This window comes from Corynebacterium sp. CCUG 61414 (assembly GCF_024453945.1).
Lineage (GTDB): Bacteria > Actinomycetota > Actinomycetes > Mycobacteriales > Mycobacteriaceae > Corynebacterium > Corynebacterium pseudogenitalium.
In genome coordinates this window covers 1-14,797 of sequence record NZ_JAGPYU010000010.1, presented here as the reverse complement: position 1 = coordinate 14,797, position 14,797 = coordinate 1, and the positions used below count along the sequence as shown (strand labels likewise).

14 protein-coding genes are annotated in these 14,797 nt (G+C 63.9%); 6 read left to right on the top strand and 8 right to left on the bottom strand.

Features of this window, described 5'->3' with window-relative positions; translation table 11 throughout:
- The first annotated feature begins 15 nt into the window (after window positions 1-15).
- The 4 genes from KBX14_RS07895 to KBX14_RS07880 all read left to right on the top strand — a co-directional run bounded on the left by KBX14_RS07895 (window position 16) and on the right by KBX14_RS07880 (window position 4,141).
- The gene (locus KBX14_RS07895) at window positions 16-1,017 is read left to right on the top strand and encodes a hypothetical protein (RefSeq protein ID WP_256042245.1); all 1,002 of its coding nucleotides are present in this window, start codon (window positions 16-18) and stop codon (window positions 1,015-1,017) included.
- Between the two features lie 250 nt (window positions 1,018-1,267).
- Window positions 1,268-2,962: a carbon starvation protein A gene (locus tag KBX14_RS07890; protein WP_256042244.1), complete on the top strand. Its 1,695-nt coding sequence runs from the start codon at window positions 1,268-1,270 to the stop codon at window positions 2,960-2,962.
- Window positions 2,946-3,209: a cory-CC-star protein gene (locus KBX14_RS07885; RefSeq protein WP_256042243.1), complete on the top strand. Its 264-nt coding sequence runs from the start codon at window positions 2,946-2,948 to the stop codon at window positions 3,207-3,209. The genes KBX14_RS07890 and KBX14_RS07885 overlap by 17 nt, the downstream gene beginning before the upstream one ends.
- Window positions 3,200-4,141: an ArsA family ATPase gene (locus KBX14_RS07880; RefSeq protein WP_256042242.1), complete on the top strand. Its 942-nt coding sequence runs from the start codon at window positions 3,200-3,202 to the stop codon at window positions 4,139-4,141. The genes KBX14_RS07885 and KBX14_RS07880 overlap by 10 nt, the downstream gene beginning before the upstream one ends.
- 119 nt (window positions 4,142-4,260) lie before the next feature.
- On the opposite strand, the gene KBX14_RS07875 is transcribed toward KBX14_RS07880, so the two are convergent.
- Window positions 4,261-5,574, bottom strand: coding sequence for a deoxyguanosinetriphosphate triphosphohydrolase (locus tag KBX14_RS07875; protein WP_256042282.1), 1,314 nt, complete (start codon window positions 5,572-5,574; stop codon window positions 4,261-4,263).
- Window positions 5,575-5,578: 4 nt separating this feature from the next.
- On the opposite strand from KBX14_RS07875, the gene KBX14_RS07870 reads away from it, so the two are divergent.
- The gene (locus KBX14_RS07870) at window positions 5,579-7,603 is read left to right on the top strand and encodes a YgcG family protein (RefSeq protein ID WP_256042241.1); all 2,025 of its coding nucleotides are present in this window, start codon (window positions 5,579-5,581) and stop codon (window positions 7,601-7,603) included.
- A 14-nt stretch (window positions 7,604-7,617) separates the two neighbouring features.
- On the opposite strand, the gene KBX14_RS07865 is transcribed toward KBX14_RS07870, so the two are convergent.
- From KBX14_RS07865 to KBX14_RS07855, 3 genes are read right to left on the bottom strand one after another with little or no spacing between them, the layout of a single operon-like run.
- On the bottom strand, window positions 7,618-8,043 hold the full coding sequence (locus KBX14_RS07865; RefSeq protein WP_256042240.1) for a hypothetical protein: 426 nt from the start codon (window positions 8,041-8,043) through the stop codon (window positions 7,618-7,620).
- The gene (locus KBX14_RS07860; RefSeq protein WP_070362095.1) at window positions 8,043-8,549 is read right to left on the bottom strand and encodes a hypothetical protein; all 507 of its coding nucleotides are present in this window, start codon (window positions 8,547-8,549) and stop codon (window positions 8,043-8,045) included. The genes KBX14_RS07865 and KBX14_RS07860 overlap by 1 nt, the downstream gene beginning before the upstream one ends.
- Before the next feature lie 12 nt (window positions 8,550-8,561).
- Window positions 8,562-9,944, bottom strand: coding sequence for a glycine--tRNA ligase (locus KBX14_RS07855; protein WP_256005347.1), 1,383 nt, complete (start codon window positions 9,942-9,944; stop codon window positions 8,562-8,564).
- A 114-nt stretch (window positions 9,945-10,058) separates the two neighbouring features.
- Between KBX14_RS07855 and KBX14_RS07850 the strand changes: the two genes are divergently transcribed.
- Window positions 10,059-10,475, top strand: a complete 417-nt coding sequence (locus KBX14_RS07850) for a Fur family transcriptional regulator (RefSeq protein ID WP_256042239.1) — start codon at window positions 10,059-10,061, stop codon at window positions 10,473-10,475.
- Here KBX14_RS07850 and KBX14_RS07845 read toward each other — a convergent pair.
- The 4 genes from KBX14_RS07845 to KBX14_RS07830 all read right to left on the bottom strand — a co-directional run bounded on the left by KBX14_RS07845 (window position 10,472) and on the right by KBX14_RS07830 (window position 14,382).
- Complete coding sequence (locus KBX14_RS07845) at window positions 10,472-11,212, bottom strand: isoprenyl transferase (protein ID WP_240492792.1); 741 nt, start codon at window positions 11,210-11,212, stop codon at window positions 10,472-10,474. The genes KBX14_RS07850 and KBX14_RS07845 overlap by 4 nt on opposite strands.
- A gap of 8 nt (window positions 11,213-11,220) precedes the next feature.
- Window positions 11,221-11,958 (bottom strand): DNA repair protein RecO, encoded by a 738-nt coding sequence (gene recO / locus KBX14_RS07840; RefSeq protein WP_256042238.1) that lies wholly within the window; start codon window positions 11,956-11,958, stop codon window positions 11,221-11,223.
- Entirely contained in the window at window positions 11,948-12,940 is a 993-nt protein-coding gene (era, locus tag KBX14_RS07835) for a GTPase Era (protein WP_256005352.1), read from the bottom strand. The genes recO and era overlap by 11 nt, the downstream gene beginning before the upstream one ends.
- 527 nt (window positions 12,941-13,467) lie before the next feature.
- On the bottom strand, window positions 13,468-14,382 hold the full coding sequence (locus KBX14_RS07830) for an endonuclease domain-containing protein (RefSeq protein ID WP_256042237.1): 915 nt from the start codon (window positions 14,380-14,382) through the stop codon (window positions 13,468-13,470).
- Between the last annotated feature and the right edge of the window lie 415 nt (window positions 14,383-14,797).

Sequence of the window (14,797 nt, the reverse complement as noted above, 5' to 3'; positions counted from 1 at the left end):
CTACACTGCCAACGCATGGGGGAATTTGCAGCGCTGCGCGCACACATTCACAGCCTTCGGGGACGCACAGTACAAGCTCAGCGGCTCAAACGAGCCGTCGCGAGCGGGACTATGGTGCAGATTGGGAGGTATGGGGCCGTCGAAAAGCAGTGGTGGGGCACGCTAGACCCCGACACCCGCCGCATCGCACGAGCCCTCATCCACGGCCGCGAAAACCGCAAAGCCGCCATCGTTGGGCGCACCGCCGCGCGCCTCCACCGCCTCCCCGTGCCGCACCTCGGCCAACAGCCCGAACTCACCGAAGTCGCACTGCCCAACGGCACCTCCATCACCCGCAGCAAATGGCGCCCCGGCCTCCACTATCGACGCCAAATCCTCCACACCACCGACACCATCGCCGAAATCCGCGTCGCACCCCTGGCCGAAACCATCGCGGGCATCTTCAAATGGGAGCCACGCGCACAGCTCTACCCCGTCCTCAACCACCTCAAACACGTCGGCGGCCACGAGGACACCATCACCGCAGCCATCTGGGCCCTGCCCCGCCAACGCGACCGCAACACCCTCCAACTCTGCTGGGAGCGCGCCACCCACCACCCAATCGCGCCCGAGCTCAGCTACCTCGCCACCGCCCTCCTCTCCCACCCCGCACTCCCCGCGCACTACTGGCACACCCAACCGCACCGCGTCATGTACGGCACCCACTTCGCCCTCACGCTCACCGACGCCCCACTTTTCGACGACCACTGCGCCCCCACCGAAACCAGCTGGGTCCGCACATTGCACGTCCCCGTGGAAGCACTCCACCGAGACCTCCGCGGCACGATCAACCTCATCGCCGACACCGTGCGCGCCACCTACCGCGGCCGCCCGCATTGCGACATCTGCCGGGGCCCGCGAGAACCACTGCAATATGTTGACAGCTCCCCACGCGACGCAAGCATTGAAGCCTACATCGCACGGATTAGCAGATTCCCCGACGATGATCGGCCCGAAGGCCTTCTTCCCGCATGGTGATTTTGGGGGTGGCATGTGTGCTCTCGAGCGGAGTCGGGAATTTGTGAACAAAATTGCGTGTGGTTGGAGTCACAAAATGCGCAATTCTATTCACGATTTTCCGAACAGTCTCGCGAGGCATATCCCCACCCCACGCGAGCCGTCGCCGAGGAGAACCTCCGGGAGGGTTCAGAAAACGCCGGAAATGAGCTGTGAGGTGTGGCATACTTTCCGCAGTTGTGACTCAAGACACTGAAAGAAAGGCGACCGCATGAACTCGCTCTTCCTCGTACTCATCGGGCTGGCGATGCTGCTCACTGGGTACCTGCTCTATTCAAAGTTCCTGGGCCAGCGGGTCTATAAACTCTCTGAGAGCTATGAGACCCCGGCGCACACTATGGAAGACGGTGTGGACTACGTGCCCACCAACAAGTACGTGCTGTGGGGCCACCACTTCACTTCCGTGGCGGGTGCCGCGCCGATTATCGGCCCGGCGGTCGCGGTTATCTGGGGTTGGCTGCCCGCATTCCTGTGGGTGACCTTGGGAACGGTGTTCTTTGCGGGGATGCACGACTTGGGGGCGTTGTGGGCGTCGCAAAGGCATAGGGGCCAGTCGATTGGCACGTTGTCGGGGCGCTACATCGGCGCGCGTGGGCGCAATCTCTTCCTCGTGGTGATTTTCCTGCTGCTGCTGATGGTGAATACTGCGTTCGCGGTGGTGATTTCGAACCTGCTGATCGCGACGCCGTCGGCGGTGATTCCGACGTGGGGCGCGATCCTGGTCGCGGTGCTGATTGGGCAGGCGATTTACCGCCTGAAGTGGAATCTGCCGCTGGTGTCGGTGGTTGGTGTTGTGGCGCTGTACGCGCTGATGGTGATTGGTGACCGCGTGCCGCTCGCGCTGCCGGAGACGGTGATGGGCATTCCGGACCGCGGTATCTGGATCATTTTGCTGTTCGTGTACGCGTTCATTGCGTCGATGCTGCCGGTGTGGGTGCTTTTGCAGCCGCGTGATTACATCAATGGTCTGCAGCTGTTTGTTGGTCTGATTATTCTGTACGCTTCGTTCTTTATTGTGCGTCCGGAGATTGTGGCGCCGTCGATTAATGAGGCGGTGCCGGAGGGCACGCCGAGTATCTTCCCGCTGCTCTTCGTGACGATTGCGTGTGGTGCGGTGTCTGGCTTCCACGGCATTGTTGCTTCGGGTACGTCGGCGAAGCAGTTGGATAAGGAGACGGACGCGCGCTTCGTCGGGTACTTCGGTGCGGTTGGTGAGGGCCTGCTGGCCCTCGGCACGATTGTGGCGACGACGGGCGGCTACAAGACGATCGCGGATTGGGAGAACGTGTACAACGAGTGGAACGCCGGTGGCGTCAACGCCTTCGTCGAAGGCGGCGGTGCGTTGATGAACCAGGGCCTGGGCATCCCGACGTCCCTGTCGGCCACGATTCTGGCCACCATGGCTGTCCTCTTCGCTGCGACCACGATGGACTCTGGTGTGCGTCTGCAGCGCATGGTCGTCGGCGAGATCGGCCAGATTATGGGAGTGAAGCTCTCCGGCCTGGCAGCCACGATCATCGCGGTAGGTGCCGCACTGGGATTGACGTTCTCGACGGGCCTCGACGGGTCCGGCGGCATGATCATCTGGCCGCTGTTCGGCACCACGAACCAGCTGATGGCCGGGCTGACCCTGGCAGTCCTGGTGGTCATCCTGACCAGGCTGCGTCGCCCAACGCTGCCACTGCTGATCCCGCTGGCGTTCGTCACGCTCATGTCACTGTGGGCGGCGGTGCTGCAGCTGCGCACCCTCTTCGAGGCAGGCAACTGGCTGCTGCTCGCTATCGACGTCGTCATTATTATCTGCGCGATCTGGGTCATCGTTGAGGCGATCACCGCGATCAGCAAGGCGCGCCGCGAGCCAGCCGTCGACTGGGAGGACACGCCAGTCCATGAGCCTGCGCAGTAAGCTGGCCGCGCTCGGCGCGGGCCTCAGCGAGTTCTACCAGGCGCCCTACCGCCGCGAATTCGCCCGCGCCGCACGCGAGGAGGACGACCTGTTCACCCTACTCGTCGCCTCCGAAATGCTCGGCATCCCGAACCCCGCCAGCTACTACACACTCGAACTCCTCCCCCTGCTTTACGACGACTTCCACGCCTGGCACACCCGCATGGGCATGGAACGCTCACCACTCGATGGGATCTCATGTTGCTAGACGCCCCAGTCATGTTCTTCGGTGGCAAAGGGGGCGTCGGTAAAACGACGATCTCCGCCGCCACGGCCGTACGCCTCGCCGCGCGCGGCGGCCGCGTCCTGTTGGTCTCGACGGACCCCGCACACAACCTCGGGCACATTTGGGGCACCACGCTTGACGACGCCCCCACCGCCCTCGAACCGAACCTCCACGCCATCGAGCTCGACCCGGCAACCATCACTTCACAGCACCTGCGCGCGGTAGGCGAATCGATGCGCGCCATGATGCCCGAACGCCTCCACCGCGAAGTGGACCGCCACCTGGCGATGTCACGGCACTCCCCCGGCATGCACGAGGCCGCACTCCTCGAGCGCATCGCGGACCTTGTCGCAGAGCGCGGCGACTACGACCACATTATCTTCGACACCGCCCCCTCCGGCCACACCTCCCGCCTCATGGCACTCCCCGAGGTCATGGCCGCCTACACCGACGGCCTCTTGGCCCGGCGCGACAAGTCAGACAAGTTCAGCGAGCTCGTCCGCGGGATGGGCGGCACTTCCGGAGACAGCGGCTCCCCCGTCGACCGCCGCAACCAGCAGATCCGCTCCACGCTGCTGAAGCGCCGCCGCAAGTTCGAGCGCCTGCGCGCCGTCCTCACCGATCCCGCCCAGTGCGTCTTCCACATCGTGCTGACCGCCGAACGCCTGCCGGTCATGGAGTCGATGGAGTTCTACGAGGAGCTCACCTCCCACGGTGTGCACGTCGGCGGGGCCGTGGTGAACCGTCGCACGCCAGATGAGGCCGGTTCATTTTTGGCGGGACGGCGCGAGGTGGAAGCGCGAGCGCTGGAGCTGCTGGACCTGCCAGTGCCGATCCTTGAGCTTCCGTGGCTTCCGGGCGAAATTGGCACGCGGGATGCGCTCGAGCAGATCGCCGGATTCCTCTCCGCGTAGAGGTAGAAGGTGTTGTCTCGAGCGGAGTCGGGATTTTGTGAACAGATTTGCTTGTGTTCTGAGTCACAAAAACTACAATTTTGTTCACGATTTCCCGAATAATCTCGCGAGGCATACCTCTAGTAGAAGCCGTCGAATGCGGCGGCCTTCTTCGCGGTGCGCTCGAGGCGCGACTCCGTCATCGAAGCGATCTGGTCCACGATGACGCGCTCGCGCTCCAGATCTGTCTCGGCGGCCTCGAACCACTGCTGGAACATCGTGTCCAGGGTGCCCGGCGCGCCGGCGCGCAGGTACTCGTGGACGTGGAAGATGCGGTCGCGTTGCCGGTCCTGGCGAGCGAGGTGCGCGGGCTCGTCCATCACGTAGAGCACGGCCACCGTTTTGAGGAGACGGACCTCTGCCTCCACGTCGGGCGGGACGACGAGGTTGCCGTGCTGCCTGCCCAGTACTCGGTTTGCTTCGTCGGTGAGCGTTGCCTGCGTGACCCCACCGACGTAACGGCCCACCAGCTGTGAGGTCAGCGCTTTGAGTTGGGTCCAGGACTGGAGGGTGAAGTCGAAGTCGGCGGCTGCGGCGATGGCGGGCAGGGCGCGGAGGCGGTCGGCGGCGTCGATGAGGGAGTCGGCGGTGCCGCCGAACGCGGCGGCACCTTTCTCGGCGAGGGCTGCGAGCTCGACGAAGTCCCAAAGTACTTGGAGGGACACGCGAGAGGAGACGATGCCGTCTTCGACGTCGTGGACGGAGTAGGCGATGTCGTCGGAGAAGTCCATCACCTGCGCTTCCATGGGTGGGCGCGAATCGGTGTGCCCGGCGCGTGCCCAGGCGAGTATGTCGGCGTCTTCGTCGTAGGCGGAGTATTTACGGTTGGTGGAACCGTCGGGGTTGGTGCGGGTCCACGGATATTTGGTGGCGGCGTCGAGGCTGGCGCGGGTGAGGTTGAGGCCGTAGGTGGTGGCGTCGATAATTATTTTTGGTTCGAGGCGCGCGAGGATGCGCAGTGTTTGTGCGTTGCCTTCGAAGCCGCAGGGGGCGACTTCGTTGAGGGCGTTTTCGCCGTTGTGGCCGTAGGGCGGGTGGCCGATGTCGTGGGTGAGGCCGGCCATTTCGCATAGGTCGGGGTGGAGGCCGAGTCCGGTGCCGATGCCGCGCGCGATCTGCGCGACTTCCAGCGAGTGCGTCAGGCGTGTGCGTGGTGTGTCGCCGTCGCGGGGGCCGACGACTTGGGTTTTGTCGGCGAGACGTCGTAGCGCTGCGGAGTGGAGAACGCGGGCGCGGTCGCGGGCGAAGGCGTCGCGGGTGTCTGCGTGGGGCGCGGTTTGGGCCCCTTTGGGGGCTTCGGGGGCGCGGCGTTCGAGGTCTGCGGCGTTGTAGGTGTACACGCCTACTGAGCGTAAACGGTTCCGGCACGTTTCTGTGTGAGCGACTACCCTCATTGGCATGACTAAGCGCAACTACCGTCTCTTGGCCGCTGCCCCGCTGTTCGTTGGGGGCGCGTTGTTGGCCGTCGCCCCGGTGGCGCAGGCTGCAGCGCCGTCTATTTCTGTGCAGGCGCTACAGCCCAGCTTGTTGACGTCGCCGGTCACCGACGAGGCTGGCGTCCTGACTCCTGGGGAGATCTCCCAGGTTGAGGACGCTATCGCGCAGGTCAGCGCGCAGAAGGGCCGCTCGGTGCGGGTGGTGTTCCTCGATTCTTTTGCGGGCACGCCGCCGTCGGAGTGGACGGAGCAGGCGGTGCGGGCCAACGGGCCGAATACGGCCGTCATCGCGATTTCGCCGAATGAGCGCGCCTACAGCGTGACTACTGGCGAGCAGTGGTCGTCCGCGGAGGCGGACGCGATTGACCAGGCGGCGTACGCGAAGTTGGTGCAAAGCGATTGGGCCGGCGCGGCGCTCGCCGCGGTTGAGGCGGCCGGCAGCTCGGGTGCGGGCTCGGGCGGTACTGGCTCGGGCTCAGGCGGCGGCGAGGCAACCGGCCTGATTGCTGGCGGTGCCGGGCTCGCCGCGGTTGCTGGTGGCGGGTACTGGGCTGTGTCGCGCCGTAAGAATAAGCAGCACCGGGAGGCGCAGGTGGCGTCGGCACGCGAGCTTGCACCCGGCGATGCTGATTCGCTGAACCGCCTGCCTACCTCCACCCTGGACGCGGTGGCGCAGGAGGCGCTCGTCGCTGCCGACGAGTCCGTGCAGCAGGGCCAGGAGGAGCTGCGCCTGGCTACCTCTGAGTTCGGCGCAGACCGCGTGCGCCCGTTTACCGCCGCGATGAACTCGGCGACCACCGCCCTGCAGCGCGCGTTTCGCACCCAGCAGGCGCTGCACGACGCCATCCCGGAGACCGAGCCGGAGCGCCGCGCCATGCTCATCGACATCATTACGTCCGCCCGCACGGCTGAGGCGTCGCTGCGCGCGAAGACGGAGGAGTTCAACTCGATGCGCGGTGTGCTGATGCGCGCGCCGGAGGAGATCGAGAAGGTGATGCAGCGCACCGTGGATCTGCGCTCGCGGCTGGAGCCGGCGAAGCAGCAGGTGGCGGCGCTGCGGGAGCAGTACCCTGCCCAGATGCTGCACTCCATCGACGGCAACGTTGAGCTCGCCGCCGAGTCCCTCGACGAGGCCGAGGCGCAGTTGGACAAGGCCCGCGGGCTCGCCACACGCCCGGCCGGTGAGCAGGGCCCGCTTCTCGACGTCCTCTCCGCCGCCACCCGCGCCGTCGAGCTTTCCGACCATAACTTGTCCGCCATCGAACACGCCGACGCGAACATCCGCACGGCGAAGGAGAACCTGTCCTCGCTCATCCAGGAAATCCGCGACGAGATCGAGCAGATCGCGCAGCTCAAGGGGGCACGCGAACAGGGTGCCGACATTGACGTGACCGCCCTCGACCGCGTCACCGCGACCGCCCGCGAGGCCATCGCCAACATCGGCGACCGCAACACCACCGACCCACTGAGCCTGTACGCCGACTTGAGCGACGTGGACGCCCAGCTCGACGCAGAAATCGAACGCGCCGAGGGCGCCGCCCACGACCAGTCGCGGGCGCTGACCATGTTCGACCAGCAGATGCAGGTGGCCACCACCCAGATCCAATCCGCCGAGGACATGATTCGTTCCCGCGGCAGGATTATCAGCTCGCAGCCGCGCACCCTGCTGGCCCAGGCGCAGCGCGAGTACGCGGAAGCCCAGCAGCGTCGCACCAGCAACACCCGCGAGGCAATCGAGTACGCCCGCCAGGCGACCACCACCGCGCGTCGCGCGATCCAGGCTGCAAAGGACGACCTGGACCAGTACCGCCGCGCCCAGGCCCGCGATACCGCGAACTCCATGGCGCAGGCCGTGCTGTGGGGATCGATCCTGTCCAGCGGCGGCAACCGCGGGGGCGGCTTCGGGGGCGGAGGATTCGGTGGAGGCGGCGGCTTCTCCGGTGGCGGCGGTGGCGGCGGGATGACCACCCGCGGCGGCACCTTCTAACCGCGCGGACTGCCCTAGTAGCGCAGCCTGCGCGTGGGCGTATCCACGTACGTGAGCGCCCACGTTATAAACAGCAGATCCCCCACGAGCGCCTCGGAGGCGCAGTCCCCCAGAACGGTCACCTCTAACTCACCGTTGAGGTGGCCGTTTGTTGTTGCGACGGTGGTGCCGCGCGCGTCGATAATGGCGCGGCGGCGCCCCCGGGTCCTGCGCACCGTGTAAGGCCTGCCGCCGCATTCGGCGGTGTAGCGCGCCACGGTCAGGCTGGTCTTGCGCAGCAGGTAGCGCTGGCCGCGCTCGTCGACTGCGCGCAGCGACGCAGGGGACGTCGACACCATGGTGATGCGGTGGCCGTCCGCGGTGATCGTGGCGCCCTCCACGGTTGCCACCGCCGCATCGGTTCCTTCGAGCGCCGCACCGCGCCACCACACCGTGGTCATTAGAGGAACATCACCAGCACGATGATTCCCGAGAACAGCAACAGCGTGCCGATCAGCGCGTTCGAAATCCCGAGCTTCTTCGCCTCCAGGACCTCGCGGCTCACCCACGCCAACCCCGCCACATCAGTGGCAGGCAGGGTGGTCTCGCCCTCAAACTCGAGGATCGCCTTACGCACCCCGTTGTGGTCCTGGGTGAACTGCGCGACCTTCTCGCCGGCGGCGTCGTTGACCACCCAGTTCTTGCCCCACTCGTTGACCAGCACGTAGGAGCGCTCCCCGATGTGCACAGGGATCTCCTTCGCGCGTGCCAAGGAAGCGGTGGCTTCCACCACTGTCTCACCGTTACACTTCGCCACCGCGCCGGACTCAGGGGCGACCAGCAGGTCCCACTGCTGCCCGCCCACCGTTGCGGACTCGTGCGTGAACTCGCCGAGTACCTCCGGGCCGGCCTCAGCCAACAGCTTCGGGGCGTCGCGCTGCGTGCGGTCCCAGCTTACGTAATGCATGGCGAGTGCCCCCTAGCAGCCGATCAGGCGGGTAGCCAGGTATGCCTCGAGCTCGTCGATCTTGACGCGCTCCTGCTCCATCGTGTCACGCTCGCGGACGGTCACGGCGCCATCCTCAAGCGAGTCGAAGTCGAAGGTCACGCAGAACGGCGTACCGGTCTCGTCCTGGCGGCGGTAGCGGCGGCCGATCGCGCCGGAGGTATCGAAGTCGACGTTCCAGTGCTGGCGCAGCTTCGCGGCGAGCTCCTCAGCGGGCTCGGCAAGCTCGGACTTCTTGGACAGCGGCAGCACAGCAACCTTCACCGGCGCCAGGCGGCGATCCAGCTTCAGCACCACGCGGGTATCCGTGCCACCCTTGGCGTTCGGGGCTTCTTCCTCATGGTAGGCGTCGACAAGGAAGGCCATCATCGCACGGCCAAGGCCAGCGGCTGGCTCGATGCAGTACGGCGTCCAGCGCTCGTTTGCTGCCTGGTCGAAGTAGGACAGGTCCTCGCCGGACTTCTCGGAGTGCGTGCGCAGGTCGTAGTCCGTGCGGTTCGCGATGCCCTCGAGCTCGCCCCACTTGGAGCCGGTGAAGTTGTAGGCGTACTCGATGTCGACAGTGCGCTTCGAGTAGTGCGACAGCTTCTCCTTCGGGTGCTCGTACAAGCGCAGATTATCCGGGTTAACGCCCAGGTCGATGTACCACTGCAGGCGGTTATCAATCCAGTACTGGTGCCATTCTTCGTCCTCACCCGGCTTGACGAAGAACTCCATCTCCATCTGCTCAAACTCGCGGGTACGGAAAATGAAGTTGCCCGGCGTGATCTCGTTGCGGAAGGACTTACCAATGTTGGCGATGCCGAACGGCGGCTTCAGACGCGCGGACGTCATCACATTCTTAAAGTTCACGAAGATGCCCTGCGCCGTCTCCGGGCGCATGTAGTGCAGGCCCTCCTTGTCGTCGACCGGGCCGAGGTACGTCTTCATCAGACCCGAGAACTCACGCGGCTCAGTCCAGTTGCCCGGCTGGCCCGTCTCCGGGTCCTTGATGTCAGCCAAACCGTTTACTGGTGGGTGGCCGTGCTTCTCCTCGTAGGCCTCCAGCAGGTGGTCAGCACGGTAGCGCTTGTTGGTGTACAGCGACTCCACCAGCGGGTCCGTGAACACCTCCACGTGGCCCGAAGCCTCCCACACCTGACGCGGCAGAATAATCGACGTATCCACGCCGACCGTGTCCTTCCTGGACTGCACCATGTGCTTCCACCACTGGCGCTTAATGTTTTCCTTCAGCTCGACACCGAGCGGACCGTAGTCCCATGCAGAACGCGTACCGCCGTAAATTTCACCGGCCGGGTACACAAGGCCACGGCGCTTGCAAAGGTTAACAACGGTATCGATCTTGCTGGCTGACATGAACACTCCTCATATATGGGTGATGCAAAAACTACCCGCTTAGTGTAGCCAATCCCCCAGACACTTAGCATCTGCCCCACCACTTTGGCGCCGTCCGCTACTCTGGGACGCACTATGCCAAGCTCGAATAACCCCGTCAGGAAACTCGGCCCGCGCATGACCCGCCAGCGCCAGGCCGTCGTGGACGCGCTGAAAGACATTGACAAGTTCAGCCCCGCCAAAGACATCCACGCAGCGCTGGTCGACCGCAACGAGCAAGTCGGGCTCACCACCGTCTACCGCACATTGCAGGGGCTCGCGGAAATCGGCGCCGTCGACGTCATCCAAAGCCCAGAGGGCGAAACCCTCTACCGGCACTGCCTCACCGAGCACCACCACCATCACCTCGTGTGCGTCAAGTGCGGCACCAGCGAGGAGATCGAAGGTGGCCCCGTCGAGTCCTGGGCTGAGGCCACCGCCAAAGAGCACGGCTTCACGCTCGTCGCCCACGAGGCCGAAATCTACGGCATCTGCAGCGCCTGCCAGGCCTAATCAAACTTATCGACGGCCCCTCCGAACCTCCTGTCCCGCTTCGCATACTCGTAGACGGCGTCGAACATGTCGTCCTTGGTGAAGTCCGGGAAGAGCTTGTCCTGGTAGACCATTTCCGCGTACGCCGACTGCCACAGCAAAAAGTTCGACGTCCGCTTCTCCCCACTCGGCCGCAAAAACAGGTCCACGTCCGGCATATCCGGGCGATACATATACTTCGCGAACGTCTTCTCCGTAATATCCCCAGGCGCAATCTTGCCGTCCCGGGCGTCCTTGGCCAGCTGGCGGGCGCCGTCGATAATCTCGGCGCGACCACCGTAATTAATGCACATCGCGAGCGTCAGACCCGTGTTGTCCTGCGTGAGCTCCTCGGCGGCCTCGAGCTCGCGAAGCACCGAGCGCCACAGCCGCGGGCGGCGCCCCGCCCACACGATGCGCACGTTCTTCTCGTGCAGCTCCTCGCGCTGGCGGTGCAACACATCGCGCGAAAAGCCCATGATGAACCGCACCTCCGAGGCCGCGCGGCGCCAGTTCTCCGTCGAGAACGCGTACGCCGACAGCCACTCCACCGACCCCATCTCAATGCAGGCATCCACGCAGTCCAGCAGCACCGCCTCACCACGCTTGTGGCCCTCGGTGCGCTTCATGCCGCGCTCCTGCGCCCACCTGCCGTTACCGTCCATCACCAACGCGATATGACGAGGAATAAACTCCGGGGAAATCTGCGGTCTGCTCATGGGAAACATTATGCCTGCTTCATCACTCGCAAACTTGTTAACCCCGCCCCCAAATAAAACTGCAGGTGAGCAGACGTCGCCCGGTGCACCTGCTCCGCGAACTCCTCCGAACACACATGGTCATGCTCCAACAGCCACATCGAATGCAGCACCTCCGGGTCCACATCCATCGCCCCCGGCGGCCTGCACAGCGTGCACACCGCGCCGCCAGCCGCCGCGTGAAACGCCTTATGCGGCCCCGGCGCCTGACAGTTCGCGCAGTTAAACAGGCTCATCTTCCAGCCCGCGTGCGCCGCCGCCTTCAACAAAAACGCGTCCAGCACCAAGCTCGGGTGCGTCGGCGACTGCAGACGCTCAAAGCCCTCCTGCAGCAGCGCAAATAACTCCGGATCCTCCTGGTCAAAGGACAGCTTCTCCGCAGCCTCCAACATCGCGCAACCCGCCGCGTACCTATCGAAGTCATCAATGATCGCGTGACCATAAAACGCGACGGTATCGGCGCTAGTGATCGTCGATAAGCCTCTGCCCGGATAAACCTGCACATCCACCTCGACGAACGGCTGCAAGCGCGACCCGAACCGCGACCGCGCCTTGCGCACCCCCTTCGCCACACCCCGCACCAAGCCATGATCGCGCGTCAACAACACAACAACGCGATCCGCCTCCCCGAAATCGTACGTGCGCACCACAAACGCACGATCACGCCACGACGGCCTCCCCGCGCCGCGACCTCTCCTAGAAGCCAAGACGCCCCAACGCCTTCGGGTCCTCCTGCCAATTCTTCAACACCTTCAAACGCACATCCAGGTACACGTTCTGACCCACAAGCTCCATAATCTGCTTCCGCGAACGGTGCACAATCCCGCTCAAACGACGCCCACCAGGCCCCTCAATAATCCGCTTCTGGCCCGGGCGCTCCAAAAACATCACCGCGTAAATCATCATCCGATCCGGACGCTCCGGATCCGGATGCATCTCATCAATCTGCACCGCCACCGAGTGCGGCAACTCCTCACGCAGCCCACTCAGCGCCTCCTCACGGATCAACTCCTCAATCCGCGCCTCAACGCCCTCATCCGTCACCTGATCAACCGGATAAAACCGCGGGCCCTCCGGAAGCTTGCTCACCAACACATCCATCAGCACGTCCAGCTGCACCCGGTCCTTCGCAGACACCGGCACCAACTCCACGTCCTGCCCCAGATACTCGTGCATCTCCAACAGACGCTCCCCCACCACGTCCTTCGGCACCTTATCCAACTTCGTCACGATGCCCACGATCGGCGTCTTCGGCTTCGCCGCCCGAATCTCCTCCAAAATGTAGCGATCCCCCGGCCCCAACTTCTCATCCGCAGGCACCGTAAACCCAATCACGTCCACATCCTGGTACGTATCCTTCACGATCTCATTCAGCCGCTGCCCCAACAACGTCCGCGGCCGGTGCACCCCCGGCGTATCCACCACAATCACCTGCGCATCCTCCCGATTCACCACCCCACGAATCGGCCGACGCGTCGTCTCCGGCTGATCCGCCATAATCGCGATCTTCTCGCCCACCAACGCATTCATCAGCGTCGACTTGCCCGTATTCGGCCTGCCCACAAAACTCACAAAGCCCGACCGAAACCCCTCCGGGGTCTGCGTGAAGCCGGCGTAGTCGGGAGTGCTCGCGTTTGCGTCTGCTGGTGCGTTGGACAGATCTGGGAACTCCGGGAAGTTTTCGCTCATGGTGCAGAAGTCTACCCTGCGCGGTTGGCAGTACGGTGTTGTCGCTGTTTTAGCTCGGGCCGTTTTCGTTTCGTTTTAGCTCCGGTGGAGGTGTTAAAGGAGTGAGCGACGCTGGTCGCTGAAAATCAGCCCGGCAGGGTGAAAAAGCGCGACCTGCATCGCACGCTTCTAAGCGCACGCTTTTAGCAATTTGGGGTGCGCTGGAGGCAAGTTGTAGCGCTGCTGGGTGTCTACGACGGTGCGGAAATGGCGTGCTGCCATCTGAATTCGCGTGACTCTCGTGCCGCTTTCACTCCGGTGGAGGTGTTAAAGGAGTGCGACGCTGGTCGCTGAAAATCGGCCCGGCAGGGTGAAAACACGCGACCTGCATCGCACGCTTCTAAGCGCACGCTTTTAGCAAAATGAGCGGGAAAACGGGCGCAATTTGAGCGCGAAAGCGGCGCGAAACAGGTTGCGAAAGCGGCGCAAAACGGGCGCGAAACACGTGGCGAAAACCAGAGCGAAACGTGGAACGAAACGGACGCGAGCTACCGGCGGGCGCGGTTCAGGGCGGAGTGGACCGTCGATAAGAAAGAGGCGGGGTTGCCTTCGACATCAGTGGGCGAAAAGCGGACCAACTCGTAGCCGAGATTGCGCAAGGTATCAGCGCGGCGTTTCTCCTTCAGCAGCACATCTGCCGTATCCACGTCGGGGCCAATGTACTTCATGTTCCCATCGATTTCGATGATCAGTGCGTTTTCCACGAGAAGGTCTACACGGTAGCGCGTCGAGTCTATCCATACGTTGGACAACACGTTCCTGAAGCCCGCGTCTAATAGCACTGCTCTGGTATAGGACTCCGGCGCAGACTCCGGACCGAGCACCGCATACTGAACAGCCTTCCGAGCTGCCCCAATCCCATGAAACTGGGGAGTCGTGCGCATTAAATACTGCAGCTGTGGCGCGATGAGCGTGCGCGAATAGAGCAGCCAGTCCGCGGCTACGAGTGCGTGCTTGAACCCTGCCTCGCGGGCAATCTCCAAAAAGGTCCGGTACGGAGTTGTTGTGCTCAGATGCTGGCCTTGCACCACCTCATCCGGCCGAAATCGCGACCGCACGTAGCGTACATCCGGCTGCCGAGTCGGCTTCGGCGGCGGGTTGTGCGTCAACATCGAGACCTGCGGCATCGGCTGATTGACCGTCCACATCCCCAGCAGGTGCGCCGCCGCCCGCCCCGTCACCACCGCAGTCTGCGCAACCGCACCGACAGCGAAGCTCCGCGCCCAGTCACGCTGGTACTGCGGGACCTCCTCAATTATCGACGCCGGCACCGCCACCCCCGACGACAACCTCACTAACTCGCCAGAGTCCAAGCGCTCCCGCACCTCTCTACTCACATTCACGCAGCTCCGAACGTCAACGAACTCTGAGCGCAACCGTGTTTTCCAGTCCCCCGTATCCATGCGCCTCATTGTGGCAGGTATGTGGTCACCGGCGCCAGGGTTTTTCGGCTTTGCACACCATGGTGTGCATCCGGGGGCACCCGACCTGGCCGCGAGCGCTGCCTCGAAAACGCCTCAAATACCACCTCGAAAACGTTCCGGTGGAGGTATTAAAAGCGTGCGACGCTGGTCGCCGAGAATCGGCCCGGCAGGATGAAAACACGCGACCTGCATCGCACGCTTCTAAGCGCACGCTTTGAGCAAAACGGGCGCGAAAACGGGCGCAAATTAAAGGCAGTTGCGACCCTGCTTTGGCCAAAAACGAGCTGTTTACAGTACTTTCTCCTGCAGTTTTCGCCCCGGTGGAGGTATTAAAAGCGTGCGACGCTGGTCGCCGAGAATCGGCCCGGCAGGATGAAAACACGCGACCTGCATC

Coding starts and splice junctions, on each gene's coding strand:
- KBX14_RS07895 (WP_256042245.1), top strand. CDS start 16: ATGGGGGAATTTGCAGCGCTGCGCGCACACATTCACAGCCTTCGGGGA.
- KBX14_RS07890 (WP_256042244.1), top strand. CDS start 1,268: ATGAACTCGCTCTTCCTCGTACTCATCGGGCTGGCGATGCTGCTCACT.
- KBX14_RS07885 (WP_256042243.1), top strand. CDS start 2,946: ATGAGCCTGCGCAGTAAGCTGGCCGCGCTCGGCGCGGGCCTCAGCGAG.
- KBX14_RS07880 (WP_256042242.1), top strand. CDS start 3,200: ATGTTGCTAGACGCCCCAGTCATGTTCTTCGGTGGCAAAGGGGGCGTC.
- KBX14_RS07875 (WP_256042282.1), bottom strand. CDS start 5,574: ATGAGGGTAGTCGCTCACACAGAAACGTGCCGGAACCGTTTACGCTCA.
- KBX14_RS07870 (WP_256042241.1), top strand. CDS start 5,579: ATGACTAAGCGCAACTACCGTCTCTTGGCCGCTGCCCCGCTGTTCGTT.
- KBX14_RS07865 (WP_256042240.1), bottom strand. CDS start 8,043: ATGACCACGGTGTGGTGGCGCGGTGCGGCGCTCGAAGGAACCGATGCG.
- KBX14_RS07860 (WP_070362095.1), bottom strand. CDS start 8,549: ATGCATTACGTAAGCTGGGACCGCACGCAGCGCGACGCCCCGAAGCTG.
- KBX14_RS07855 (WP_256005347.1), bottom strand. CDS start 9,944: ATGTCAGCCAGCAAGATCGATACCGTTGTTAACCTTTGCAAGCGCCGT.
- KBX14_RS07850 (WP_256042239.1), top strand. CDS start 10,059: ATGCCAAGCTCGAATAACCCCGTCAGGAAACTCGGCCCGCGCATGACC.
- KBX14_RS07845 (WP_240492792.1), bottom strand. CDS start 11,212: ATGAGCAGACCGCAGATTTCCCCGGAGTTTATTCCTCGTCATATCGCG.
- era (WP_256005352.1), bottom strand. CDS start 12,940: ATGAGCGAAAACTTCCCGGAGTTCCCAGATCTGTCCAACGCACCAGCA.
- KBX14_RS07830 (WP_256042237.1), bottom strand. CDS start 14,382: ATGGATACGGGGGACTGGAAAACACGGTTGCGCTCAGAGTTCGTTGAC.